The organism is Streptomyces sp. BK208, from assembly GCF_004364245.1.
Taxonomy (GTDB): Bacteria; Actinomycetota; Actinomycetes; order Streptomycetales; family Streptomycetaceae; genus Streptomyces.
In genome coordinates this window covers 884,784-908,953 of sequence record NZ_SOAV01000001.1, presented here as the reverse complement: position 1 = coordinate 908,953, position 24,170 = coordinate 884,784, and the positions used below count along the sequence as shown (strand labels likewise).

25 protein-coding genes, 1 tRNA gene and 2 pseudogenes are annotated in these 24,170 nt (G+C 72.7%); 23 read left to right on the top strand and 5 right to left on the bottom strand.

The window, feature by feature from the left end; translation table 11 throughout:
- Nucleotides 1-10: 10 nt before the first annotated feature.
- Both EV562_RS04060 and EV562_RS04055 read right to left on the bottom strand, forming a co-directional pair.
- Nucleotides 11-1,231: a metallophosphoesterase gene (locus EV562_RS04060; protein ID WP_133885225.1), complete on the bottom strand. Its 1,221-nt coding sequence runs from the start codon at nucleotides 1,229-1,231 to the stop codon at nucleotides 11-13.
- 112 nt (nucleotides 1,232-1,343) lie between these two features.
- A complete protein-coding gene (locus EV562_RS04055; protein WP_208298280.1) occupies nucleotides 1,344-1,607 on the bottom strand; it encodes a hypothetical protein in 264 nt (87 codons plus the stop codon).
- Between the two features lie 351 nt (nucleotides 1,608-1,958).
- On the opposite strand from EV562_RS04055, the gene EV562_RS04050 reads away from it, so the two are divergent.
- The 16 genes and pseudogenes from EV562_RS04050 to EV562_RS34985 all read left to right on the top strand — a co-directional run bounded on the left by EV562_RS04050 (nucleotide 1,959) and on the right by EV562_RS34985 (nucleotide 14,636).
- Nucleotides 1,959-3,782 carry an ATP-binding protein gene (locus EV562_RS04050; RefSeq protein WP_133885224.1) on the top strand — a complete coding sequence of 608 codons (1,824 nt, stop codon included), beginning with the start codon at nucleotides 1,959-1,961 and terminating at the stop codon, nucleotides 3,780-3,782.
- Between the two features lie 116 nt (nucleotides 3,783-3,898).
- Nucleotides 3,899-4,333: a roadblock/LC7 domain-containing protein gene (locus EV562_RS04045; RefSeq protein ID WP_133885223.1), complete on the top strand. Its 435-nt coding sequence runs from the start codon at nucleotides 3,899-3,901 to the stop codon at nucleotides 4,331-4,333.
- 2 nt (nucleotides 4,334-4,335) lie between these two features.
- On the top strand, nucleotides 4,336-4,710 hold the full coding sequence (locus EV562_RS04040) for a DUF742 domain-containing protein (RefSeq protein ID WP_133885222.1): 375 nt from the start codon (nucleotides 4,336-4,338) through the stop codon (nucleotides 4,708-4,710).
- Entirely contained in the window at nucleotides 4,688-5,317 is a 630-nt protein-coding gene (locus EV562_RS04035) for an ATP/GTP-binding protein (RefSeq protein ID WP_166661549.1), read from the top strand. Before EV562_RS04040 ends, EV562_RS04035 begins: the two co-directional genes overlap by 23 nt.
- The gene (locus EV562_RS04030; protein WP_133885221.1) at nucleotides 5,314-5,889 is read left to right on the top strand and encodes a GAF domain-containing protein; all 576 of its coding nucleotides are present in this window, start codon (nucleotides 5,314-5,316) and stop codon (nucleotides 5,887-5,889) included. The genes EV562_RS04035 and EV562_RS04030 overlap by 4 nt, the downstream gene beginning before the upstream one ends.
- A gap of 221 nt (nucleotides 5,890-6,110) precedes the next feature.
- Nucleotides 6,111-7,139, top strand: a complete 1,029-nt coding sequence (tdh, locus tag EV562_RS04025) for an L-threonine 3-dehydrogenase (RefSeq protein ID WP_133885220.1) — start codon at nucleotides 6,111-6,113, stop codon at nucleotides 7,137-7,139.
- A gap of 28 nt (nucleotides 7,140-7,167) precedes the next feature.
- Nucleotides 7,168-8,361 (top strand): glycine C-acetyltransferase, encoded by a 1,194-nt coding sequence (locus tag EV562_RS04020; protein WP_133885219.1) that lies wholly within the window; start codon nucleotides 7,168-7,170, stop codon nucleotides 8,359-8,361.
- Between the two features lie 30 nt (nucleotides 8,362-8,391).
- Entirely contained in the window at nucleotides 8,392-9,294 is a 903-nt protein-coding gene (locus tag EV562_RS04015) for a LysR family transcriptional regulator (protein WP_133885218.1), read from the top strand.
- 46 nt (nucleotides 9,295-9,340) lie between these two features.
- A complete protein-coding gene (locus EV562_RS04010) occupies nucleotides 9,341-9,919 on the top strand; it encodes an XRE family transcriptional regulator (protein ID WP_133885217.1) in 579 nt (192 codons plus the stop codon).
- Nucleotides 9,916-10,425 (top strand): annotated as a pseudogene (locus EV562_RS04005) (GNAT family N-acetyltransferase); the annotation flags it as partial. The gene EV562_RS04010 and the pseudogene EV562_RS04005, both read left to right, overlap by 4 nt.
- A gap of 414 nt (nucleotides 10,426-10,839) precedes the next feature.
- Nucleotides 10,840-11,196, top strand: a complete 357-nt coding sequence (locus EV562_RS04000; RefSeq protein ID WP_166661548.1) for an MmcQ/YjbR family DNA-binding protein — start codon at nucleotides 10,840-10,842, stop codon at nucleotides 11,194-11,196.
- 164 nt (nucleotides 11,197-11,360) lie between these two features.
- On the top strand, nucleotides 11,361-12,698 hold the full coding sequence (locus EV562_RS03995; protein WP_133885215.1) for an MFS transporter: 1,338 nt from the start codon (nucleotides 11,361-11,363) through the stop codon (nucleotides 12,696-12,698).
- Between the two features lie 104 nt (nucleotides 12,699-12,802).
- Nucleotides 12,803-12,876: transfer RNA gene (locus EV562_RS03990), tRNA-Pro, on the top strand.
- Nucleotides 12,877-13,378: 502 nt separating this feature from the next.
- Complete coding sequence (locus EV562_RS03980) at nucleotides 13,379-13,942, top strand: hypothetical protein (protein ID WP_133885213.1); 564 nt, start codon at nucleotides 13,379-13,381, stop codon at nucleotides 13,940-13,942.
- Between the two features lie 122 nt (nucleotides 13,943-14,064).
- A pseudogene (locus EV562_RS03975) lies at nucleotides 14,065-14,321 on the top strand (transposase family protein); the annotation flags it as partial.
- 93 nt (nucleotides 14,322-14,414) lie between these two features.
- Nucleotides 14,415-14,636: a hypothetical protein gene (locus EV562_RS34985; protein ID WP_166661500.1), complete on the top strand. Its 222-nt coding sequence runs from the start codon at nucleotides 14,415-14,417 to the stop codon at nucleotides 14,634-14,636.
- Between the two features lie 54 nt (nucleotides 14,637-14,690).
- On the opposite strand, the gene EV562_RS03970 is transcribed toward EV562_RS34985, so the two are convergent.
- Nucleotides 14,691-14,930 (bottom strand): hypothetical protein, encoded by a 240-nt coding sequence (locus tag EV562_RS03970; RefSeq protein ID WP_133885212.1) that lies wholly within the window; start codon nucleotides 14,928-14,930, stop codon nucleotides 14,691-14,693.
- A 48-nt stretch (nucleotides 14,931-14,978) separates the two neighbouring features.
- Between EV562_RS03970 and EV562_RS03965 the strand changes: the two genes are divergently transcribed.
- The 7 genes from EV562_RS03965 (at nucleotide 14,979) to mnhG (ending at nucleotide 22,374) form a co-directional block, all read left to right on the top strand.
- Nucleotides 14,979-15,266, top strand: coding sequence for an ATP-binding protein (locus tag EV562_RS03965; RefSeq protein WP_347877065.1), 288 nt, complete (start codon nucleotides 14,979-14,981; stop codon nucleotides 15,264-15,266).
- Nucleotides 15,267-15,770: 504 nt separating this feature from the next.
- Entirely contained in the window at nucleotides 15,771-18,674 is a 2,904-nt protein-coding gene (locus EV562_RS03960; protein ID WP_133885210.1) for a Na+/H+ antiporter subunit A, read from the top strand.
- Nucleotides 18,671-19,435: a Na(+)/H(+) antiporter subunit C gene (locus tag EV562_RS03955; protein ID WP_133885209.1), complete on the top strand. Its 765-nt coding sequence runs from the start codon at nucleotides 18,671-18,673 to the stop codon at nucleotides 19,433-19,435. Before EV562_RS03960 ends, EV562_RS03955 begins: the two co-directional genes overlap by 4 nt.
- Nucleotides 19,432-21,096 carry a Na+/H+ antiporter subunit D gene (locus tag EV562_RS03950; RefSeq protein ID WP_133885208.1) on the top strand — a complete coding sequence of 555 codons (1,665 nt, stop codon included), beginning with the start codon at nucleotides 19,432-19,434 and terminating at the stop codon, nucleotides 21,094-21,096. The genes EV562_RS03955 and EV562_RS03950 overlap by 4 nt, the downstream gene beginning before the upstream one ends.
- A complete protein-coding gene (locus EV562_RS03945; RefSeq protein WP_133885207.1) occupies nucleotides 21,093-21,692 on the top strand; it encodes a Na+/H+ antiporter subunit E in 600 nt (199 codons plus the stop codon). Before EV562_RS03950 ends, EV562_RS03945 begins: the two co-directional genes overlap by 4 nt.
- Nucleotides 21,689-22,006 (top strand): monovalent cation/H+ antiporter complex subunit F, encoded by a 318-nt coding sequence (locus EV562_RS03940; RefSeq protein WP_133885206.1) that lies wholly within the window; start codon nucleotides 21,689-21,691, stop codon nucleotides 22,004-22,006. Before EV562_RS03945 ends, EV562_RS03940 begins: the two co-directional genes overlap by 4 nt.
- Nucleotides 22,003-22,374: a monovalent cation/H(+) antiporter subunit G gene (mnhG, locus tag EV562_RS03935; protein ID WP_133885205.1), complete on the top strand. Its 372-nt coding sequence runs from the start codon at nucleotides 22,003-22,005 to the stop codon at nucleotides 22,372-22,374. The genes EV562_RS03940 and mnhG overlap by 4 nt, the downstream gene beginning before the upstream one ends.
- Nucleotides 22,375-22,413: 39 nt before the next feature.
- On the opposite strand, the gene EV562_RS03930 is transcribed toward mnhG, so the two are convergent.
- Together EV562_RS03930 and EV562_RS03925 are read right to left on the bottom strand one after the other, a co-directional pair.
- Nucleotides 22,414-22,941 (bottom strand): NUDIX hydrolase family protein, encoded by a 528-nt coding sequence (locus EV562_RS03930; protein WP_166661577.1) that lies wholly within the window; start codon nucleotides 22,939-22,941, stop codon nucleotides 22,414-22,416.
- Nucleotides 22,942-23,021: 80 nt separating this feature from the next.
- Nucleotides 23,022-24,170: an amidohydrolase family protein gene (locus tag EV562_RS03925; protein WP_133885203.1), complete on the bottom strand. Its 1,149-nt coding sequence runs from the start codon at nucleotides 24,168-24,170 to the stop codon at nucleotides 23,022-23,024.

Genomic DNA, 24,170 nt, shown 5'->3' with positions numbered 1-24,170 from the left:
CCGCTCGGCGTTACGGCGCGGTGGCCGGGTGCGGGGAGCGCAGGATCAGCAGGGTGATCTCGCTGGGGGCGAAGACGCGGAACGGCGGGCCCCAGAAGCCGGTGCCGCGGCTGGTGTAGAGGAGAGTGCGGGCGCCGTGCCGGCTGAGGCCCGCCAGGGCGGGCTGGTCGAGGCGGACCAGGTGGTGGAAGGGCCAGATCTGGCCGCCGTGGGTGTGGCCGGAGAGCTGGAGGTCGACGCCGGCGGCGGCTGCCCGGTCGACGAACTTGGGCTGGTGCGCCAGGAGCAGGACGGGCAGGTCGGGGTCGGCGCCGCTCAGGGCTCCGGCGAGGTGCGCGCGGTGGCCCGGCAGGCCGGAGGATTCGGCGGTGACGTCGTCCACGCCGGCCACCACGAGGGTGTCGCCACCGCGTTCGAGCAGCAGGTGCCGGTTGCGCAGCGGCTCCCAGCCCAGCTCGTCCATCAGGTCGACCCAGCCCTGGGCCTCGCTGTAGTACTCGTGGTTGCCGGTGACGTAGACCCGGGCCCGGGTGGCCCGCACGGTACCGAGCGGGGCGGCCTGGGTGCGGCGCTGCTCGGCCGTGCCGTCCGCGATGTCGCCGGCGTGGCAGACCAGGTCGGCCTCCAGGGCGTTCACCGTCTCGCACACGCGAGCCGACCAGCGGGCGCGGTCGAGCGGGCCGTAGTGGGTGTCCGTGACGAGGACGACTCGGGTGCCGTCCAGCCCGGGGCCCAGCCGGGGGAGTGGCACGTCGAGTCGGCGCACGCGTGGCACGCGCCGGGCTTCGGCGTAGCCCCGGACGAGCAGTACGGCGGACACGCCGAGGACGGCCCAGGTGACGATCCGGGCACGGTCCTGGCTCTCCCCGACGCCGGCCGCGGTCAGGGCGAGCCGCAAGAGGAGACCGAGCACCACGGACCAGGTGAACAGGACCCAACTGCACCCCAGCAGGGTGTCGCCGATGATCGCCGCCCGGTCCTGCCCGCGCCGTCCGTGACCGCGCACCATCGCGAGCGGCATGCCGACGAGACCGAGGGCGAACAGGGCGGTGCCGGCCGACGTGACGGGCAGCGGCCAGTGCTGGCCGCTGTGCAGGAGGACCCAACAGGGCACGGCCCACAGGAGCACGGGAGCTGTGAGGGGGATGTAGCGCATCAGGCGGTGCAGTCGGCTCTGCCGCGGTGCTCGCGCTCCGCCCTCGGCCGGCCGGGTGTCGCTGGTGTCGGTCACGCTTCCCTCCCCGACTGTGCTGCTGTCCCGCGCACTGTATCCGGTCGTTCCGGGGCCGGTCGGGGGCGTTCCGACGGCGCCCCGTGAGGCGGCTCGGGGGACGGGGAAGGCCTCAGGGGCTGTCGGGCAGCGACGACGCGTCGGTGGTCACGGCCCGCAGCCGGCCCAGGACGGCCCGGGCCGCCTTGTCGTAACTGGTGAACTCGTTGTGCAACATCGACTCGGCGTTCGCCATCTCCAGGAACGCGACCAGCTCGAAGGCGAGTTGGGAGACGTCCGTCCCCTCCGCGATCTCGCCGGCCTGCCGGGCCTCGACGGCGGTGCGCTCCACGTGCGCGAGCCAGTCGGTCCGGGCGCCGGCCAGGGCGTCGTGCACCTTGCCCTCGCGGGCGTCGTACTCGGCGGTGGTCGAGTGGATCCCGGATCGCGCGAGGGGCCCGGTCCGCGGCGGAGGCGAGGGACTGAAGGGCCCCGGTCACGGTTTCGGTTTCGGTTTCGGTCACCGACAGTGACTCTTTCTGATCGAGTCCGACCAGTTTCCGCCGAGGCGGAACGCTTGGGTATCCGACTTATCGGTCTGTCGTACGAGGCCTCATACCAGAGCGGGACGTTGCCCGAGGGACTTTGGCAACTGCCCACCGCACATGAGGGCCAGGCGACTACTGTCAGTGTCCGTCGGGCGACGTAGGGCCGACGGACCAGTACACGGACCAGTACGAGGACACCGATGTCTCACCTCCGCGCCCCGGCCGCGCGAGCAGACCGCCGCGAGGGCGGGCGGCACGGCCGGCCGGCCCCACGTACCACCGCCGCACTGCCCGAGACCCACATACGGTCCCAGCTCGTCAGGCTCGCGGTGCTGCCGCCGGTCGCGGTCGCCCTCAGCGCCTGCGCGGTCGTTCTGGTCACCGTCCGGTCCACCGGCGTCCGGCCCGGGCCCGTCCTGTGGGGCGTGCTCGCCGGGGCCGTCTCGGTCACCGTCGCGGCCGTGGTGATCGCCGCCGTCGCCGCCGACCGCGCCGCCCGGACCGTGCACGACCGCGTCGGCGCGCTGCGCCGCAGCACCGCGCGCCAGGAGGGCGATCTGCGTGCCGTCGTCGAGGCGTTGCGCCGCGGCGAGTCCCCCGCCCCGCGCAAGCCGCGCGGCGGACCGCCGGACGACGCCGACGACTTCGAGCTGCTCGCCGCCGACCTCTCCCGCGCCCACGACGGTGCCGTCACCGCCGTGGTCAGGGCGGCCCAGCTCTCCAGCCAGGCCGGCAGTGAACAGAAGCTGGAGGTCTTCGTCAACCTCGCCCGGCGCCTGCAGTCCCTCGTGCACCGGGAGATCTCCATCCTGGACGAGCTGGAGAACGAGATCGAGGACCCCGACCTCCTCAAGGGCCTCTTCCACGTCGACCACCTCGCCACCCGTATCCGCCGCCACGCCGAGAACCTCGCCGTGCTCGGCGGTGCCGTCTCCCGCCGCCAGTGGAGCAATCCCGTCGACATGACCGAGGTGCTGCGCTCGGCCATCGCCGAGGTCGAACAGTATTCGCGGGTCCGGCTGGTACCGCCGGTCGACGGCACACTGCGCGGCCACGCCGTGGCCGACGTGATCCACCTGCTGGCCGAACTCGTCGAGAACGCCACCCTGTTCTCCGCCCCGCAGACCCAGGTGCTGATGCGCGCCAGCCTCGTCACCTCGGGGCTCGCCGTCGAGGTGGAGGACCGCGGGCTCGGCATGCCCGTCGGTGAACAGGAACGCATGAACGCCCTGCTCGCCGACCCCGACCAGGTCAACGTCGCCCGCCTGCTCGCGGACGGGCGCATCGGGCTGTACGTCGTCTCCCAGCTCGCCAAGCGGCACGGGATCACCGTGCGGTTGCAGTCCAACATCTACGGCGGCGTCCAGGCCGTACTGGTCGTGCCGCAGGCGCTGTTGGGCGCGGAGCAGGGAGCCCTGCCAGGGGGTGCCGTCAGGCCGGGGCACGTCGCCGGGACCGAGCCGTTGCCCGCGGCGCCGCTCCCGCAGCAGGCGCGGGCCGCGGTCGCCGCGGTGCCGGAGACGGTCCCCGACCCGTCCGTGCGGGCCGTGCCGACCGCGTCCGCGGTGCCGATGCCCGTCGCACCCGCTTCCGCCCCTGCTCCAGTGCCCGCTCCCGCGGTGACCGAGCCGGGTCAGGGGGGCGGGGCCGACGGCGAACCCGTTCCGCTGCCCGTGCGCGGCACGCACCGGAACCGCCCCACCCCGGCCGCCGCCGTGCCCGGGGTGCGGTCCGACGGCCGGGACGTCCTCGCCGGACACGCGTCCACCCCGCCCGTCCCGCGGCACGGAGCGGTGCGCGGCACCATGGGCAAGCCCCGGCTGCCGCGCCGTCGCGCCCAGGAGCACCTCGCGCCCCAGTTGCGCGGCGGCCCCGCGCCCCGCCAGGAACCCGAGCAGTACACCGGCCACGACCCGGGTCTGATGGCGGCCTTCCAGCGCGGCATCGGCCTCGCGGAGGCCCAGCACACGGAACCGGCGCCCCTCGCACCCACCCGTGCCGAACCGGGTGCGCCCGCCGAATGACCGCCCCCACCCCCACGACCGCCCCCACCCCCATGTCGAGCCCCGCCTCCACGACCACCCCCACCCGCACGACCAGCGCTCCCGCAGACCTTCGTACCCCAAGGAGTCGATCCACCATGGCGAGCGACGCCCCGACCGGCCAAGTGTCCGACCTCGACTGGCTGATGAGCGGCCTCGTCCAGCGTGTGCCGCACACCAGCAGCGCCGTGCTGCTGTCCGCCGACGGACTGGTGAAGTCCGTCCACGGCCTAGACGCCGACAGCGCCGACCACATGGCGGCCCTGGCCTCCGGCCTGTACTCCCTCGGCCGCAGCGCCGGCGTCCGCTTCGGCGACGGCGGAGACGTACGGCAGGTCGTCGTCGAACTCGACACGACCCTGCTCTTCGTGACCACCGCGGGCTCCGGCACCTGCCTCGCCGTACTGGCCGGCCGCGAGGCCGACGCGGCCGTGCTCGGCTACGAGATGGCGATGCTGGTCAAGAGCGTCCGCCCCTACCTGGTCACCGCGCCCCGGCAGTACGCCGTCGAACCCCCGGCGATGAGGCCTTGAGGGTGGCCGCGGCCGGCGACGGGCCCTGGCTCGACGACGCGGCCGGACGGCTGGTGCGCCCCTTCACCGTCAGCAACGGCCGTACCCGGCCCACCGTCGCGCTGGACCTGATGTCCCAGGTCATGGCCACGGGGGCCACCCCCCTCGGCTACCTCGGACCCGAGCACACCCAGGCACTCGACCTGTGCCGGGCACCCCTCCCGGTCGCCGAGCTCGCCGCCCGCCTGCGGCTCCCGGTGGCGGTCACCAAGGTGCTGCTCTCGGACCTCGTCGACTGCGGCGCGCTGACCACCAAACCCCCCGCCGCGTTCCACCACAACCCCACGGACCGGGCCCTTCTGGAGGCAGTGCTCGATGGACTACGACGACAGCTCTGACTACGCACACGGCGAAGGCGCCGACCCGTTCCCCACCGCCCTGAAGATCCTCGTGGCGGGCGGGTTCGGCGTCGGCAAGACGACCTTCGTCGGCGCGGTCAGCGAGATCGCGCCGCTGAGCACGGAGGAACTGCTCACCACGGTCAGCGCCGCGACCGACAACCTCGACGGAATCGAGAACAAACTCGAGACGACCGTGGCCATGGACTTCGGCCGCCTCACCCTCGACCCCGAACACGTCCTGTACCTGTTCGGGACGCCGGGACAGGAACGCTTCTGGTTCATGTGGGACGAGCTCTGCGAAGGCGCGCTCGGGGCAGTGATCATCGCCGACACCCGCCGGCTGGAGGAGTCCTTCGCCGCCGTCGACTTCTTCGAGGAGCGCGGTCTGGGCTTCGTCGTCGCGATCAACGAGTTCGACGGCTCCCACCGCTACGACCCCGAGGAGGTGCGCGCGGCCATGGACCTCCACCCCGGGATCCCGATCGTGCGCTGCGACGCCCGGATCTCCAGTTCCGGCGTACAGACGCTGCTCACCCTGGTACGCCACCTCATCGCTCACACTCCGGCCCCCGCCTCGGGGTTCGGTGCCGGAGCCCGCCCATGAGCTACGACCCGCCCCGCCCGGCCGGACGTCTGCTGCTCACCCCCGAGGACCGGGAGGCCCCCGAGCGGGTACGGCGGCTGCGCCGGCTCGGCCTCGCGGAACGGGCCGACCCGGCCCTGGACGCCTTCGCCACGCACCTCGCGGGCCTCGCCGAGGCGCCGTACGCGATGGTCAACTTCCTGGTGGAGGGCGGGCAGTTCTACGCGGGCCTGCGGGTGCCGGACGTGCCTCCGGTGACCCGGGTGGACGGCACCGGTCCCGACTTCGGCCGGGTCCAGCCACGGGACCACGGCTTCTGCCCGCACGTAGTGGTCCGGCGCAAGGCGCTGGTCCTCGAGGACGTGCGCGACTACCCCCGCTTCGCCGGCAACCCCGTGGTCGACACGTTCGGCATCCGCTCCTACCTCGGCGCCCCGCTCATCGACAGCACGGGGACGGTGCTCGGCACCGTGTCCGCCGCCGACGTGCGGCCCCGGACCTGGGGGACCGCGGGCCTGGCGACGATCAAGTCGACGGCGGCCGACCTCGTACGGCGCATCGAGCGCAGCGCGCAGGACGGGCTCCCGCTGTGAGCCGCGGGCGTCCGCGCGGCGCGTGGCCGGTGCTCGCGGGGCGCGTGGCCGCCGTCCGCGGAGGGCGCGTGAAGGAAAGCTGCGGCCGGGCTTAAGAAAGGCTCGATGGACCGGAGGCGGTGTCGTACGGCAGATTGCTGTGCGATTCCCCTCCCCTTCCCGGACGCGGGCCGCTTCGGCATGCCCACCGCCGGGACCTCACCCCGTCAGGAGCCGTAGCGTTGAAGGCGCTGGTCAAGGAGAAGGCGGAGCCCGGCCTGTGGCTCGCGGACGTGCCCGAGCCCGCCGTCGGACCCGGTGACGTACTCATCAAGGTGCTGCGCACGGGTATCTGCGGCACCGACCTGCACATCCGGGCCTGGGACGGCTGGGCGCAGCAGGCCATCCGCACCCCGCTCGTGATCGGCCACGAGTTCGTCGGCGAGGTCGTCGGCACCGGGCGCGACGTCACCGACATCAAGACCGGCGACCGGGTCAGCGGCGAGGGCCACCTGGTCTGCGGCAAGTGCCGCAACTGCCTGGCCGGCCGGCGCCACCTGTGCCGGGCCACCGTCGGCCTCGGCGTCGGCCGGGACGGGGCGTTCGCCGAGTACGTCGCCCTGCCCGCGTCCAACGTGTGGGTGCACCGCGTCCCCGTCGACCTCGACGTCGCCGCGATCTTCGACCCGTTCGGCAACGCCGTGCACACCGCCCTGTCCTTCCCGCTGGTCGGCGAGGACGTCCTCATCACCGGCGCGGGACCCATCGGCCTGATGGCCGCCGCCGTGGCCCGGCACGCCGGCGCCCGCAACGTCGTGATCACCGACGTGAGCGAGGAGCGGCTGGAACTCGCCCGCAAGGTCGGCGCCAGCCTCGCCCTGAACGTCTCGGACGCCACCATCGCCGACGGACAGCGCGAACTGGGCCTGCGGGAGGGCTTCGACATCGGCCTGGAGATGTCCGGCCGCCCCGAGGCGATGCGCGACATGATCGCCAACATGACGCACGGCGGCCGGATCGCCATGCTCGGCCTGCCCGCCGAGGAATTCCCGGTCGACTGGGCCCGCATCGTGACCTCCATGATCACCGTCAAGGGCATCTACGGCCGCGAGATGTTCGAGACCTGGTACGCCATGTCCGTACTGCTCGAAGGCGGGCTCGACCTCGCCCCGGTGATCACCGGCCGGTACTCCCACCGCGACTTCGAGGCCGCGTTCGCCGACGCGGCGAGCGGCCGCGGCGGCAAGGTCATCCTCGACTGGACCGCGTAAGTCATCTGCTTTCCTAGGAGCTTCTGAGATGTTCGACTCCGTGCGCGACGACCTGCGCGCCACCCTCGACGAGATCCGCGCCGCCGGCCTGCACAAGCCCGAGCGCGTCATCGGCACCCCGCAGTCCGCGACAGTCGAGGTCACCGGCGGCGGCCGCCCCGGCGAGGTCCTCAACTTCTGCGCCAACAACTACCTCGGCCTGGCCGACCACCCCGAGGTCGTCGCCGCCGCCCACGAGGCGCTGGACCGCTGGGGCTACGGCATGGCGTCCGTCCGCTTCATCTGCGGCACCCAGGAGGTGCACAAGGAACTGGAGGCCCGGCTCTCCGCGTTCCTCGGCCAGGAGGACACCATCCTCTACTCCTCCTGCTTCGACGCCAACGGCGGCGTCTTCGAGACCCTCCTCGGCCCCGAGGACGCGGTCATCTCCGACGCCCTGAACCACGCCTCGATCATCGACGGCATCCGGCTCAGCAAGGCCAAGCGCCTGCGCTACGCCAACCGCGACATGGCCGACCTGGAGACGCAGCTCAAGGCCGCGGGCGAGGCCCGCCGCAAGCTGATCGTCACCGACGGCGTCTTCTCCATGGACGGCTACGTCGCCCCGCTCGCCGAGATCTGCGACCTCGCCGACCGCTACGACGCCATGGTCATGGTCGACGACTCGCACGCCGTGGGCTTCGTTGGCCCCGGCGGCCGCGGCACCCCCGAGCTGCACGGCGTCATGGACCGCGTCGACATCATCACCGGCACCCTCGGCAAGGCGCTGGGCGGTGCCTCCGGCGGCTACGTCGCCGCCCGCGCCGAGATCGTCGCCCTGCTGCGCCAGCGCTCCAGGCCGTACCTCTTCTCCAACACCCTCGCCCCGGTGATCGCCGCCGCCTCCCTGAAGGTGCTCGACCTGCTGGAGTCGGCCGACGACCTGCGGGTACGGCTCGCCGAGAACACCGCGCTGTTCCGCCGCCGGATGACCGAGGAGGGCTTCGACATCCTCCCCGGGGACCACCCCATCGCCCCCGTCATGATCGGCGATGCGTCGCAGGCGGGCCGCATGGCGGAGCTGCTCCTGGAGCGCGGCGTGTACGTGATCGGCTTCTCCTACCCGGTCGTCCCGCAGGACAAGGCCCGCATCCGCGTGCAGCTGTCCGCCGCCCACTCCACGGACGACGTCGACCGCGCGGTGGACGCCTTCGTGGCCGCCCGGGAGCAGCTCGCCGCCTGAAACCCCCGGTGACCTGAGAGAATCGGTCCCATGATCGAGGCGCGGCGGCTGCACATCCTGCGAGCGGTGGCGGACCACCGCACCGTGACGGCGGCTGCCGCCGCGCTGTACCTCACCCCGTCGGCGGTCTCCCAGCAGCTGACCGCCCTGGAGCAGGAGACCGGGCACCGCCTGGTCGAGCGCGGCGCCAAGGGCGTACGGCTGACCCCGGCCGGCGAGATCCTGCTCAGCCACACCAACGCCGTGCTCGCCCAGCTGGAGCGGGCCGAGGCCGAGCTGGCCGCGTACGGCTCGGGCGAGGCCGGCACGGTCACGGTCGCCTCCTTCGCGACCGGCATCGCCCTCGTCGTCGCGCCCGCGCTGGCCCGCCTCGCCGCGTCGGCGCCCGGCATCCGCATCCGCGTCCAGGACGCCGAGGGCGACGCCAGTCTGCCGATGGTCCTGGACCGGCAGGTGGACGTCGCCGTCGCCGTCGAGTACCGCGGGGCGCCGTCCGCCGACGACCCGCGGCTGACCCATGTCCCCCTGTACGCCGAGCCCTTCGACGCGGTCGTGCCGGTCGCCCACCGCCTCGCCGACGCCGAGGAGGTGCCGCTCGCCGAGCTGGCCAAGGACACCTGGATCGGCCCCTACCCGGGCAATCCGTGCCACGACGTGGTCGTGCTGGCCTGCGAGAGCGCCGGGTTCCAGCCCCGCCTCGAACACTCCTCGGACGACTTCCGCGCCGTGGTGTCCCTCGCGGCGGCCGACGCCGGCGTGGCGCTCGTCCCGCGCTCGGCGCTGCACGGCACCGACCTCACCGGCGTGGTCGTCCGCCCGGTCGACGGGGTCGCGCCCACCCGCCGCGTCTTCGCGGCCGTGCGCCGGGGAGCGGAGGGACACCCGCTGATCCGCCCGGTGCTGGACGCGCTGGGCGAGGCGGCACGGACGTGAGGATTCCGTAACCGGTACGTCTCACGAGCGGGATATCGTCCCGTATATGAGAGAAGACGACCGCGGCACGGACGCGGTGGACGCCCGGCTCGCCGCCCGGCTGGCCGAACTGCGGGCCGAACACGGCTGGTCGCTGGGGGAGCTGGCGGAGCGCTGCGGGGTGAGCCGGTCCACGCTGTCCAGGGCCGAGCGCGCCGAGACCAGTCCCACCGCCGCCGTGCTGAACCGCCTGTGCGCGGTCTACGGACGGACCATGTCCCGCCTGCTCAGCGAGGTCGAGGCGGAGCCCGCGCTGCTGGTACGGGCCGCCGAGCAGCCCGTGTGGGAGGACCGCCCGGCCGGCTTCGTCCGCCGCTCGGTCTCCCCGCCGCACGCCGGACTGAGGGGCGAACTCGTCGAGGGGCGGCTCGCCGCCGGCGCCGACATCGCCTACGACCGGCCGCCCGTGCCCGGTCTGGAGCAGCACGTCTGGCTCCTGGAGGGGACCCTGGAGATCACGGCACTGGACGTGGAGCACCGGCTCGCCGCAGGGGACTGCCTGCGGATGCGCGTGTGGGGGCCGACGCGGTTCCGGTGCGCCGGACCCGAGGGCGCGCGCTACGCGCTGGCGGTGGTGCTGCCGTGATCGTGCACCGCGTCGACGAGCACGGGGTGACGGCGCTCCTGGACGACCTGGCCGCTCTGCTGGCCGACACCGTCGCGGGCGGCGCCTCCGTCGGCTTCCTCGCACCGCTCGGTCACGACGAGGCCGTCGCCTGGTGGCGGGGGCGGGCCGCCGCCGTGGCCGCCGGGCAGCTGACCGTCTGGGTGGCGCGGGAGGGGGAGCGGGTGACCGGGACGGTGAGCCTCGCGCTGCCGGACAAGCCCAACAGCCGCCACCGCGCGGAGCTGGTCAAGCTCATGGTGTCCCGGGAGGCCCGCGGCCGGGGCCTCGGCCGCCGGCTGCTGACCACCGCCGAGGAGGCGGCCGCCACGGCCGCGATCACCCTGCTGCACCTGGACACCGAGACCGGCAGCCCCGCCGAGCGCCTGTACCGGTCCGCCGGGTGGACCAGGGCCGGCACGATCCCCGACTACGCGGCGGACCCGGGCGGCCGACTGCGGCCGACGACGCTGTACTTCAAGCGGCTCGACGGGCGCGCCGGCACACCGGGCGGTGCGGCGGACGGCGTACTGGTCGGTACGGAGGGCGGCCCGAGGGGTGGTGTGGGGTGCGGTCCGACGGGTGGCACGTCGTACGGGACGGGTGACGGTCCGGGGGGTGGCACGTCGCACGGCACGGGTGACGGTCCCAGGGGCGGCACGTCGCACGGCCCGGTGGGCGGCACGGGTGACGGTCCGAGGGCCGGCGCATCGCAGGGGCCGGCGGGCGGCAGACCGGACGGCACACCGGACGGCACACCGGGCGGCGCACCGGTCGATGCGGGGGACGGCCCGGCGGGCGGCAGGCCGGGAGATGCGGGAGCCGGCCCACCGGACGGCATGGAGGCCGGTGCCTCCGCCGTCGCCGGGTGAGTGTCAGTGGCGGCGGATAACGTGCCTGGCATGCCGGACGCAGAAGACGTACGACGTATCGCCCTGTCCCTGCCGGACACGACGGAGAAGACCGCCTGGAGCATGCCGACCTTCCGGGTCGCGGGCAAGATGTTCGCGACACTGCCCGAGGAGGAGACCTCCCTCGCCGTGCGCTGCCCGAAGGAGGAGCGCGACGAACTGGTGCTGGCGGAGCCGGAGAAGTTCTGGATCGCCGGGCACGAGGCGCAGTTCGCCTGGGTACGGGCCCGGCTGGCCGCCCTGGAGGGCGAGGACGAGCTGCGGGACATCCTCGCCGACTCGTGGCGCCAGGCCGCCCCGACCCGGCTGCTGGAGGCCCACCCCCGGCTGGGGCTGCCCGCCGGCTGAAAACCCCTCAGGCGTTGTCAGTGCCCCGTGGCATGATCCGAAGACGTGCGTGACAGCCGGGACCGGAGGGGGGTCCCGGCTGTCGGACGCACGGCACGAGCGGGGCCGGGGTCGGGCACGGGGCGGTTCGCCGGCGGGGGCGGCAGGGGAGGGGAGAAGGCGGTATGGCCGGTACGTCGTCACACGGGGTGCCCGAGGACGCGCCCTCGCGCGAGGCGCCGGCAGCGGCGCGGGCCGTCTGGTCGCGGGACTTCGCGCTGTTCTTCACCGCCCGGGCCGTGGCCCGGCTCGGCGACACCATGCTGCCCGTCGCGCTCGCCGCCGGTCTGCTCCAGCACGGGTACGGCGCGGGCGCGGTCGGCCTGGCGATGGCCGCGACGGCCGCCGCCTTCGCCGGTCTGGTCGTCTTCGGCGGGGTCCTCGCCGACCGCTTCAGCACCCGCAGACTGATGATCGGCGCCGACCTGGTACGGCTCGGCACCCAGGCACTGGCCGCCGCGCTCTTCTTCTCCGGGCACGTCGTGCTCTGGCAGATCTGCGCCATCGGGTTCGCAGGCGGCGTCGCGGGCGCCGTCTTCCAGCCCGGTGTCGCCAGCACCGTGCCCCGGCTCGCCTCCGACGTCCAGGGCGCCAACGGCGCGATACGCGTCGCCGAGTCCGCCGCCCAGCTCGCCGGCCCCGCCGTGGCCGGTCTCCTGGTCGGCTTCGCCTCACCCGGCGGGGTCTTCGCCGCCCATGCCGCCACGTACGCCATCAGCGCCCTGTGCCTGCTGCTGCTCAGGCTGCCCCCGCTCGCGCCGGGGAGCCGCGCGGCGTCCGGCCGCGACGGCAGGGCCTTCCGTTCCGACCTGGTCGAGGGGTGGCGGGAGTTCCGTTCGCGCACGTGGCTGTGGAGCGTCATCGCCGTCTGGTGCCTCTACATGATCGCCGTCTGGGGCCCGACCGTTCCGCTGGTGGCCTCCGAGGTGGTGCGCGAACACGGCCCGCGCGTCTACGGACTGGTCAACTCCGCCCTCGGTGCGGGGACCGTCGTCGGCGGGCTGCTCGCGCTGCGGCTGCGGCCCCGCCGTATGCTGCGGGCCGGCGCGTTCGGCCTCGTCGGCTTCGCCGCCTTCCCCGCGAGCGTCGGTGCCGGCCTCGGCGTACCCGCCATGGCCACCGGAGCCGCCGTCGCCGGGGCCGGCATGTCCTTCTGGGGCGTGATGTGGGCGACCAGCGTGCAGACCCAGGTCCCGCCGGACGTCCTCAACCGCATCCACGCCTACGACGTGGCGGGTTCCCTGGCGATGATGCCCGTCGGCCAAGCCCTGGCCGGGCCGGCCGCCTCCGCCCTCGGCGCCGACCACGTGCTGCTGGTCGCCGGCGCGACGAGCTTCGCCGTGTGCGCGGCCCTGCTGCTGATACCGGCGGTGCGCGGCCTCGTACGGGCCGACGCGTCCGGAGCCGGGCCGGCCCGCCCGGCGAAGGCCCTGGACGAGCCGTCCCGGGCCCAGCGGTGCTGACCCCGCGGAACGGCCCGCCGGAAAGCGATGCGCGTCCACCGGCCCGAGTGCGGTATGGTTTTCCTGCGCGTTCGGCCGAGGGAAACCCCAGGTCAGACGGGCAACGGGACGTGGCGCAGCTTGGTAGCGCACTTGACTGGGGGTCAAGGGGTCGCAGGTTCAAATCCTGTCGTCCCGACGGTTGAGTACAAGGTCAGAGGGGTCCTTCGGGGCCCCTCCTGATCGTTTCCAGGGGCGCCGTCTCACAATTTCTCACAGACGCTGTTGATCAAGGTCAGCCGAGCAGTTCGGCCGGCTTCTCCGAAGCCGCCCTGAGCGCCTGCGGGTCGGGGCCCACGTAGGTCCGCTTCGTGAACCCGAGATCCGAGTGACCGGCCCGTGCGGAGACCACTGAGCCTTTGCCAACTTGGGAGCCGAGCTCAACGGGACGCCGCGAGCCTTCCGCGCAAGGGCAGGATCCGATCATGGTCTCGTCGGCGCGCCCTTTGGGGGGTGTAAGCGCCCCCCAAAGGGGCCATATACGCGTCTGCTGCCGTGTGCCAACGTGAAAAGCGCCGCAAAAGCTCCCCAGGAGCCGATTCCGCGCGCACCGGACCGGCCACGCTCTGATCCCCCTGCGAGGTCCCGCCTCAAGCGGCCCACTTCTCACAGCAGTCGGTCAGGTGCCCCAGGAGGACACCGTGATGAAAGGCCAGTGCATGTTACGTATGCGAAGACTTCTCACCCTCGCCTTCTCCCTGGCCGCTCTCACCGCAGCGGTCGCCGTTCCCGCCGGTTCGGCCCAGGCCGCACCGGCGAAGGCCGCCGCCACGGTGGTCTGCACCGGTGGGGATTCCACACACTACTCGCCCCCGCTCGGCCCGCTGCCGCGGACCACCAACGTGGGCATCACCGAAGAACTGACGTGTCTAGGTGGCCCGTTCCTTACCGGCGTCGCCGCCGCATCCTTCAGTCAGCAGGCCAGCTGCCTGATTCCACCGCTCGCAAGCACGATCCCTCCGGCTGACGTGATTACGTATCACTGGAGCAACGGCCAGAACAGCACTATCACCTACACCCTCACCACCGTGGTCCACGTCGCCAATCAGACCATCGTGACTGCGACGGGCACTGTCACCGCCGGCTATGCGCAGGGCTCAGCCGTGGTACGCGAAAAGGTGACCCTCGACCTCGACGTTCTGGGCTGTCTCACCTCAAGCATCGACGAGCAGAACGCCAGTGAGGTCCTCACCATCCTCCTCTGACACTGAGCTGTTTCAAACCTGACGGGTGGTTCGGCGGGCGACCCCAGTGGTGAGCATGAATGAAGCTCCTGGTAGACGGATTCACGACCAAGATCGCCAGTCCGCCAGGAGCTCTCGCATGCTTGTCTAAGGCCGTCGACCTGTTGGCCGCACTCGCGCCTACTCTGGAACAGGCCATGACGACCGTGCGGAAGAAGGCGTACGTGATCATCGACGGCACCGTGCTGCCGATCGACCGCATCGCTGCCGACCAGCCGTGCTACTCGGGGAAGAAGAAGCATCACGGGGCGAATGTGCATGTCCTCGCGCATCCAGCCGGCCGTCTGATCCGGGCCTCTGACGCCTGCCCGGAGCTGTTCACGATCTGACCGCGGCCCGGACCCAGAGAGTTTCCCGGCGTGGGCACCACGTACAGCGCGGCCGTGAACGGCTGGGTGCGGCTGTACGGGAGGAACGGGATCGGCTGCTGAAGATGTGCGACCTGGCGACCCGCATGGGCGTGGAAGAGCGCCCGGTGACGCTGGCCGAGGCCCAGACGAAGATCATGTTCGAGGCGATGAACCGGGCGCTGGACGCCCTGGAGCTGACGGCCGCGCAGCGCGCCCGCGTTCCGGAGGCGATGGCCGGTCCCCTGCGGGGCATGGCCGCCGAGGGGCGGCCGAATCCCCGCCGCCTGAACACCAGGAAGCCGTAGCCCGTGAGCGCTGCGGCTTCCTGCGTGTAACGCCAACCCAGGCGAGCCGATTGATCAATCAGATTCTTCGAAGACTCGTTTCACTACGTCATCTGGGCACCCCAGGATTCTCAGTGAATGAGCCCGTACTGCCAGTTCGAGGATGTGCACCACTTCATCAAGTTCGAACGCATCGTAGCCTCGCGTACCGTGCGCAAGGTTATTCCGAACGATGCGCAGTGCATTTGCCGGTGCTTTTACTGAGGGGTTGGACATGGCCTCTGCAACGAGTGAGGTCGCCGCGATGCGGTCCATGATGTCAACAGGGAGCGCACCGCCTGCGCTGTCTGGGGGCTGGACGCATTGGCCGAGGACGGCGCCCTGGTCGTGACGGAACTGGTGGCCAACGCCGTGCAGCACGCCCGGCGGGAGTCCATCCGGGTCGTCATCGACCGCACCGAGGCGGGGCGCGTGCGCGTAGGCGTCGTGGACTTCTCGAAGGTGCCGCCGATGCGCCAGACGCCGGGACCGGAGGACGAGGACGGGCGCGGACTCGCGCTCGTGACGGCGCTGGCCGAGGATGGGGGAACCGATCCGCTGCCGTGGGGCAAGCGGGTCTGGGCAGAGCTGCAAGGGAAGGAAGAGGGATGAGCGGCGAACAGGGACAGGGTGCGTGGGTGGGCGACCTGATCCATGACGAGGACGCCGACCGGCGCGGGATCGTCACCGACGTGTGCGGCGGCACGGTGTAAGTGTCGCGGCCGGAGACGGAACCAGGGTTGTGGACCTCGGAGCACCCCGAGCGGCTGACCGTGCTGGAGTCACGACAGAGTCGAAGCACGACGAAGCCCCGGCCGGTGACTTCCACCGAGCCGGGGCTTCGTCGTCTCACACAGATCTCACGTACTCCGTGGAACGAGCCGGAATCTGGCCCTGAACTGGACGTTTGTGCACACTCGGGAACTTACAGACCCCCCCCCGTGGACGGTGTTTCGTTCACTGGGGGTCAAGGGGTCGCAGGTTCAAATCCTGTCGTCCCGACTGAGAGCAGTCGTTGATCGAGGGGCGGTCCGGAGAGATCCGGACCGCCCCTCGATTGTTCTCCCTGCGGCGTGCCTGGGCGACCGGGCGAGATGCCCGATATATCACTGTCGGGTGTCCGTGCTCATCCTCTGCCACTTCGCGCTCGCGCTGTTCGCCGCGCCGCTGGTGAGACGGTGCGGCACCCGTGCCTTCGTGCTGCTCGCCCTGCCTCCCGCCGCGACGGCCGTCTGGGCCGCCACCCGGTGGAGCACGGCGGCCGCGGGCGGCGCCGACACCTGCGTGTGGCGCTGGCTGCCGGCCTACCACGTGGACTGGGCACTGCGCCTGGACGCACTCGCCGAACTCATGGTGCTGCTCGCCGCGGGAGTGGGCACCCTCGTCCTGGTCTACTGCGCCTCCTACTTCGACGACCGGTCGCGGCAGCTCGGCAGATTCGCCGGGAACCTCCTCGCCTTCGCCGGCGCCATGCTCGGGCTGGTCCTCGCCGACGACCTCGTCCTGCTGTACATCTTCTGGGAACTGACCACCGTCTTCTCCTACCTGCTCATCGGCCAGACCAGCGACCACAAACGGAACCGGCGCAGCGCCCTGCAGGCCCTCACGGTCACCGCACTCGGCGGACTGACCATGCTCGTCGGTTTCCTGCTGCTGGGACACGAGGCGGGGACCTACCGCATCTCCGCGATCCTCGCCGACCCGCCGGCGCCGTCGGCGGCGCTGTCCACGGCGGTCGTGCTGATCCTCGTCGGCGCCCTGTCCAAGTCCGCGATCTGGCCCTTCAGTCTCTGGCTGCCCAACGCCATGGCCGCCCCCACCCCGGTCAGCGCCTACCTGCACGCCGCCGCCATGGTCAAGGCGGGGGTGTACCTCGTCGCCCGGCTCGCCCCCGCCCTCGCCGAGGTCACGCCCTGGCGCCCGCTGCTGCTCGTCCTCGGCTCGGTGACGATGCTGCTGGGCGGCTGGCGGGCGCTCAGACTGCACGACCTGAAACTCGTCCTCGCCTACGGCACCGTCAGCCAGCTCGGCTTCCTGGCCGTCCTCACCGGCGCGGGCGGTCACGACACCGGCCTCGCCGCCACCGCCATGATCCTCGCGCACGCCCTGTTCAAAGCGCCGCTCTTCCTGGTCACCGGCATCATCGACCACGCCACCGGTACCCGTGACCTGCGCAAACTCTCCGGACTCGGGCGCCGGCTGCCCGCCGTGTGTGCCGTCGCCGTGATCGCCGGAGCCTCCATGGCCGCGGTACCGCCGCTGCTCGGCTTCACCGCCAAGGAGGCCGCCTTCCAGGCGCTCCTCGACGGGAGCACCGGCGACCGCTGGGCGCTGGCCGCGGCCGTCGCCGGCTCGGCACTGACCACCGCCTACACCCTGCGCTACCTGTGGGGCGCCTTCGCCCGCAAGCCGGGCCTTCCCGACACCGGCGCGCACCCCGTCTCCGCGGCCTTCCTCGCACCGCCCGCCGTGCTCGCCCTGGCCTGCCTCGTCCTCGGCCCCGGCGTGTCTTGGCTCCAGGGTCTCCTCGGCACCTACGCCGCGCAGTTCCCCACCCCCGCCCACCCCGCTCACCTGGCCCTGTGGCACGGAGCGGGCCTCGCCCTCGGCCTGTCCGGCGCGGCCTGGGCGGGCGGCGTCCTGCTGTTCCTCGCCGGGAGCCCTCTCGCCCGGGCGGGCCAGAGGCTCGCCTGGCGCTCCGCGGACCTCGTCTTCGGGCGGATGCTGCTCGCCCTCGAGCGCACCGCCCTGCAGTGCACCGGATTCGTGCAGCGCGGCTCGCTGTCGGTGTACCTCGTGACGACCATGAGCGTGGTCCTGGCCGGGCAGGTCGCCGTGCTGGTCGCGGACGAACCCTGGGACCAGGTCCCCGCCCCCCGGCTGTGGGACCACCCCGCCCAGGCCGCCGTCGCCCTCCTGACGTGTGCCGCGGCGCTGCTCTGCCTGGGCGTGCGGCGCCGTATGAAGGCCGTCGTCTTCGCCGGCCTCACCGGATACGGCACCGCGCTGCTCTTCGTCGCCCAGGGCGCACCCGACCTCGCGCTCACCCAGTTCTGCGTGGAGACCGTCTCGATGATCGTCTTCGTGCTGGTGCTGCGCCGGATGCCGGTGCGCTTCGAGGAGAACTTCAGCCGGTGGCGGCGTCTGCTGCGGATGCCGGTGGCGCTCGCGGGCGGTGCCGCCGTCGCCGTCGTCCTGTGGATCATGGCGGGGCACCGCACGGCCGACAGCGCCGGAGCGGCGATGGTCGAGGAGACCTCGCACCACGGGCTGAAGGACGTCGTCGCGACGATCCTCGTCGACCTTCGGGCCTGGGACACGATGGGGGAGTCCGCGGTGCTCGCCGCCGCCGCGATCGGTGTCACCAGCCTCATCTACCTGCACCGCCGCACCGACGGCGCCGAGCAGCCCGTACTGCCGCTGCCCGGCGACCACCCGCACGCCGGGCTGCGCACCGCCTGGCGGGCCAGCCGGTACGAGTCGGCGGGGCTGCCCACCGGCGACGAGGGCGCCCCCGAGCGTTCCTGGCTCGCCGCCAGCGCCACCCTCGCCCCCGAGCGCCGTTCCCTCGTCCTGGAAGTCGTCGCTCGCCTCATCTTCCACCCCGTCCTCGTCCTCTCCGTCTACCTGCTGCTGTGCGCGGAGAACCTGCCGGGCGGCGGCTTCGTCGCGGGCCTGACCGCCGGCGTCGCCTTCATCGCCCGCTACCTGGCCGGCGGGCGGCACGAACTCGCCGAGGCCGTGCCCTTCAAACCGGGCCTGTTCACCGGCCTCGGCCTGTTCCTGTCCACCGGGATCGCGCTCGGCGGTCTTGGTGAGGGCACCGTGCTGCACGGCTGGACCTGGCACGGGCACCTGCTGCTGTGGGGCGACGCCCACCTGTCCACCGCCGTCCTCTTCGACTGCGGGGTCTACCTCCTCGTGCTCGGCGTCGTCCAGGACATCGTGCGGGCCCTCGGCGCCCGGATCGACCGCCAGATCGAACGGGCCGCCCCGCGTCCGGAGACGGGCCGCGCATGACCGTGAGCCTGTCCCTGCTGGTGGCCGCCGCCGTCCTCAACGCCGTCGGCGCCACCCTGCTGCTGACCCGGTCCCTGACCCGGATCCTGCTCGGTGCCGTCGTCCTCGGCAACGGCGTCAACCTGCTGGTCCTCGCCGCCACCGGCAGCGCGGGCGAGGCGCCGCTGCTCTACCCGCACGTCATCCGCAACCGCGTCACCGACCCGCTGCCGCAGGCCATCGCCCTGACCGCCATCGTCATCACCCTCGCCACCACCGCCTTCCTGCTCGCCATGGCCTACCGCAGCCACCAGGTCACCGGCTCCGACGAGATCAGCGACGACACCGAGGACCGCCTGGTCGCCCTGCGCGCCGAGTTCCTCGACCGGCGCGGCGAACTCCGCGACCGCTACCGCGAGGCCCGCGCCGAGGACGGCGGCGCCGACGCCGAGCAACGCGCCCGCTACCGCGCCGCACGCAGACGGCTGCGCCGGCGGGTCCGGGAGGAACGCGCCTACCAGGCCCGCGCCAACGACGTCTCCGGGAACCTCTGGAACGACATCCTCGGCGCCGACCCCGAGGACTACCGGGAAGGCCGGGAGCTGGGCTCCACCGACGCGGCCGGCCGCCCCGGCCCGGCGCCGGCCCGGGTCGCCGGACCCTCCAACGACCCCGAGGAGACCGGCCGCGAACCCGACTCGCTCCCCGGCGAGGACTCCTGCCACGCGCCGCCCGACCAGCCCGACGACCCCGAGGGCGCCGGCACGGAAGGAACCAGGTGAACGCGCTCGTCCCGCTCCCCGTCCTGCTGCCCCTGTGCGTCACCGGCCTGAAGCTGGCCATCGGGCCCCGGCTGCACCGGTTCCAGCGCTTCATCAGCCTCGCCGTGCTCGGCGCCGTCCTGGTGCTGTCCGTCCTCCTCATGGTGGCCGCCGACCGGCACGGCCCGCTCAGCGTGCACCTCGGCGACTTCGCGCCACCGGTCGGCATCACCCTCGTCGCCGACCGGCTGGCGGGCCTGATGCTCACCGTCTCCAGCGCCGTCACCCTGCTGGTCCTCGTGTACTCCCTCGGCCAGGGCATGGCCGACCGCGACGACCACGCACCGGTCGGCGTCTTCCACCCCGCCTACCTCATCCTGGTGGCGGGCGTCTCCTGCACCTTCCTCGCCGGAGACCTCGTCAACCTCTACGTCGGCTTCGAGATCATGCTCGTCGCCAGCTTCGTCCTGCTCACCATCGGCGGCACCGCCACCCGCATCCGGGCCGGTTCGACTTACGTGATCATCTCGCTGTTCTCCTCCGTGCTCTTCCTGGTCGCCATCGCCATGACCTACGCGGTGGCGGGCACGGTGAACTTCGCCCAGCTCGCCCAGCGGCTGCAGGAGGTACCGCTCGGCGTGCGCACCCTGCTGGAGGCCATGCTGTGCACGGTCTTCGCGATCAAGGCGGCGGTGTTCCCGCTCGCCGCCTGGCTGCCCGACTCCTACCCGACCGCGCCCGCCCCGGTCACCGCGGTCTTCGCCGGCCTGCTGACCAAGGTCGGCGTGTACTCGATGCTGCGCACCCAGACGCTGCTCTTCCCCGGTCACCGCCTGGGCGACCTGCTGATGCTCGCCGCGCTCGCCTCCATGGCCGTGGGCATCCTCGGCGCCGTCGCGCAGACCGATCTCAAGCGGGTGCTGTCCTTCACCCTCATCAGCCACATCGGCTACATGGTCTTCGGTATCGCGCTGGCCGGACGGGGCTCGATCAGCGGGGCCATCGTGTACGTCGCCCACCACATCACCGTGCAGACCACCCTGTTCCTCGTCGCCGGGCTCATCGAGCGGCGCGACGGCACCACGGAACTCACCCGGCTCGGCGGCCTCGCGAAGGCCGCGCCGCTGCTCGCCGTGCTGTTCTTCGTGCCGGCCATGAACCTCGCGGGCATCCCCCCGCTGTCCGGGTTCATCGGCAAGCTCGGCCTGATGCGGGCGGGTGTCGCCGACGGCGGCGCCTGGGCCTGGGCCCTCGTCGCCGGCTCCGCCGCCACCAGCCTGCTCACCCTCTACGTCATGGCGAAGGTCTGGAACCTCGCCTTCTGGCGCGACGCCCCACCCGGGGCCGAGGAGGAGGGCGTCGTACTGGAGTCCGCCGAGGACGACGAGGACGACGAGGAGGAGGAAGAGAACGAGGGGGGAGTGAGCGACGAGGGAGACGCGGCCGGTGCCGGGAGCGGGCTGCCGGAGCCGGCGGGTGCCGTGGTGGCCGCGAGCTTCCTCGGGCAGTCCATCACCACCACCAAACGGCTGCCCTGGCCGATGCTCGCGGCCACCGGCGCAGCCGTGGCCCTCGGCCTGTCGTACACGGTGCTCGGCGGCCCGCTCACCACCTTCACCCAGGCCGCCGCCACCGAACTCCTCGCCCGCACCCCCTACATCGAGGCGGTGCTCGGCCGGTGAGCAACCTCTTCCGCGACCGTTCGCCCTACAGCTGGTCCTTCCGGGTGGGCCGCGGCCGACGCGTGCTGGACCTGCCGCTCGTCGGCTGGCTCACGGTGATCTGGATCCTGCTGTGGGGCACCCCGTCCTGGGCCAACCTCGTCAACGGCGTCCTCGTCGCGATCTGCCTGTGCCTGGCCTTCCCGCTGCCGGCCGTGGACATCGGCCTGCGGCTGCGCCCCCTGGGCATCCTGCGCCTCGCGGCCTACCTGCTGTACGACATGTTCTCCTCCAGCGTCGAGGTCACCCGGCAGATCATGGCCAAGGGCCCCTACCACGCCGCCGTCGTGGCCGTCCCGCTGCGCGTGCGCAGCGACCTCATGCTCACCGCCACCGCCGTGGCCGTCTCGAACGTGCCCGGCGGTTCCGTGATCGAGGTGCGCCGGTCGACGGCCACGCTGTTCCTGCACGTCCTCGACGCCGCCAACCCGGGCGAGATCGAGGGCGCCCAGCGACAGGTGTGGCGCATGGAGGAACTGGTCGCCCGTGCCTTCGGCACCGCCGAGGACATCGCCGACGCCGCCCGTCCCGTACCGGAAGGTGACCCCTCGTCGTGATCCCCCTGCACCGCCTCGAAGACGCCCTGCTCGTCGCCGCGCTCGCGATGATCCTCGTCGCCGGCGCACTGCTGCTGTACCGGATCTGGTACGGCCCCTCGATGCTGGACCGCGCCGTCGCGCTGGACGTGGCCGCGGCGCTCATCATCGCCGGCATCGGCGTCAAGGCCGCGCACGACCGCGACTCCTTCTACTTCCCCGTGATGCTGGTGCTCGCCTTCCTCGGGTTCACCGGCTCCGTGGGCATCGCCCGCTTCATCGCCGTACGCGACCGTCCTTCCGTGCGGGCGGACGGCAGGCAGGACCACCGGTGAGCGCCTGGGCGCAGGCCGCCGACCTGGCCGGGACGGTCCTGCTGTTCCTCGGCTGCCTGCAGTGCCTGCTCGGTGTGATCGGGATGCTCCGCTTCCCCGACGTGCTCTCCCGCAGCCACGCCGCCACCAAGCCGCAGACCCTCGGGATGCTGCTCGTCCTCGCCGGGGTGGCGCTCAGGCTGCGGCACGGCACCGACGTGGGCACCCTCGCGCTCATCGCCTTCTTCCAGTTCCTGACCAGCCCGGTCGCCTCCCACCTGGTGGCCCGCTCCGCCTACCGCACCGGTCAGACGGGGTCCCGGGGCCTGCTGCGGGACGACCTGGACCCGCAGCTGAGCGACGCGGAGGACACCGGCGAGCAGCGGTGACCCCGCGCGGACCCCCGCCGCCCACCGCCCACCCGGAGGTCAGCCCACGCACCCCACGTGGGCCAGCGCCTGCTTCAGCAGCACCCCGTGCCCGCCCGGCATCTCGCTCTGCACCGCCTCGGACAGGGCCTCGCGCGGATCGAACCAGACCAGGTCGAGGGCGTCCTGGCGCGGTCGGCAGTCACCGCTCACCGGCACCACGTAGGCGAGCGACACCGCGTGCTGCCGGGGGTCGTGGTACGGCGTGACGCCGTGCGTCGGGAAGTACTCGGCCACCGTGAACGGCTGGAGCGAGGACGGCACCCGGGGCAGCGCCACCGGGCCGAGGTCCTTCTCCAGGTGGCGCAGCAGGGCGTCCCGGACCCGCTCGTGGTGCAGCACCCGGCCGGAGACCAGTGTCCGGCTGACCGTCCCGTCGGGCCCGATGCGCAGGAGCAGGCCGACGCTGGTGACTTCGCCGCTGTCGTCGACGCGCACGGGCACCGCCTCGACGTAAAGGATCGGCATGCGGGCGCGTGCCATCTCCAGCTCGTCGGTCGTCAGCCAGCCCGGCGTGGTTTCGGTCATGTCAGACATCGCTTGATCATACTTTCAGCCGTTCGAACTTCCCGGGCGGCGCTCCGGGACTGTGACCCGTCCCACGCCGCTCAGCCGTCGTCGATCGGACCGCCGGGCAGCCCGTACACCCGGCGGGCGTTGTCACGTCCCGTCCAGCGGGCCAGCCGCAGCGCGTCCGGCGGGGACAGTTCGTCGGCGTCCAGCCGCTCCTGCAGCAGCCCGGCCAGACCGTGGCGGAAGGCCAGCGCCCCCAGGTGGTGGAACTCGGCCACCCCGTAGGCGTCGGAGCTGTACAGCAGCTTGCGGAACGGGGTGATCTCCAGCGCCTCCGCGAGGATCGCGCCCGCCCGTGCCGGGCCGACGTGGTGCAGGGTGAGCCCCACGTCGACGTACACGCGCTCGAAGACCGCGGACAGGTAGGCCGCCTGGCGCTGGTAGGGCCAGCAGTGCAGCAGCAGCACCGGGACCGTGCCGGCGGTCAGCCGCAGCCAGTCGGTCAGCAGGGCGGGGTCCGCGCGGTGCAGGCGCAGGTCTCCGTCGCCGAATCCGGCGTGCAGCTGGAGCGGCCGCCCGAGGCCCACGGCGGTCCACAGCAGGTGCCTCATGAGCACCGGGTCGTCCAGTCGGCCGCCGCCGCGCGCGAGCCACTTCCGGGCCGCCTCCGTGACCTCGGCGGGCGAGGGACGGGCCGGATCCAGGTCGAAACCGGTGCGGTAGGCGGCGACCGACTTGACGCCCACCACGCCCGGCCGCCGTACCGCCTCCCACGCGGCCGAGCGGAACGCCTCCGCGTACGCGTCCGGCTCCACACCGCCCGCCGCCACCGCCTCCGCGACGCCCTCCAACCGGACCACCTCGTACGCCCGCGCGCCCGCCGCCCGTGCCAGCTCGGCCGGGCCCGTCACGGAGTGCGGGGCGTATCCCGTGTCCACGCAGAACACGCCGGTGCCCGCGGCCCGCAGGAACCGCCGGTTGACCTCCGCGGCGCCCAGCTCGGCCCGCCGGGCCACGTACACGTCGGCGGGCGCGTGTCGCGGCAGGTCCAGCAGGGGCGCGCAGTGGCGGCGCACGGCGAGGCCCACGGGGCTGTCGAAGGGGGAGACGCCGGGCCACGCCTCGCCCTCGGTGAGCAGGGACTCGAAGCCCGCACGGTCCAGGTCCTCGGTGACCGCGCCGTGGCAGTGGTGGTCCACCAGCTCCAGGGCGGCCAGCCCCTCGTGCACGGACCCGGCGGCCAT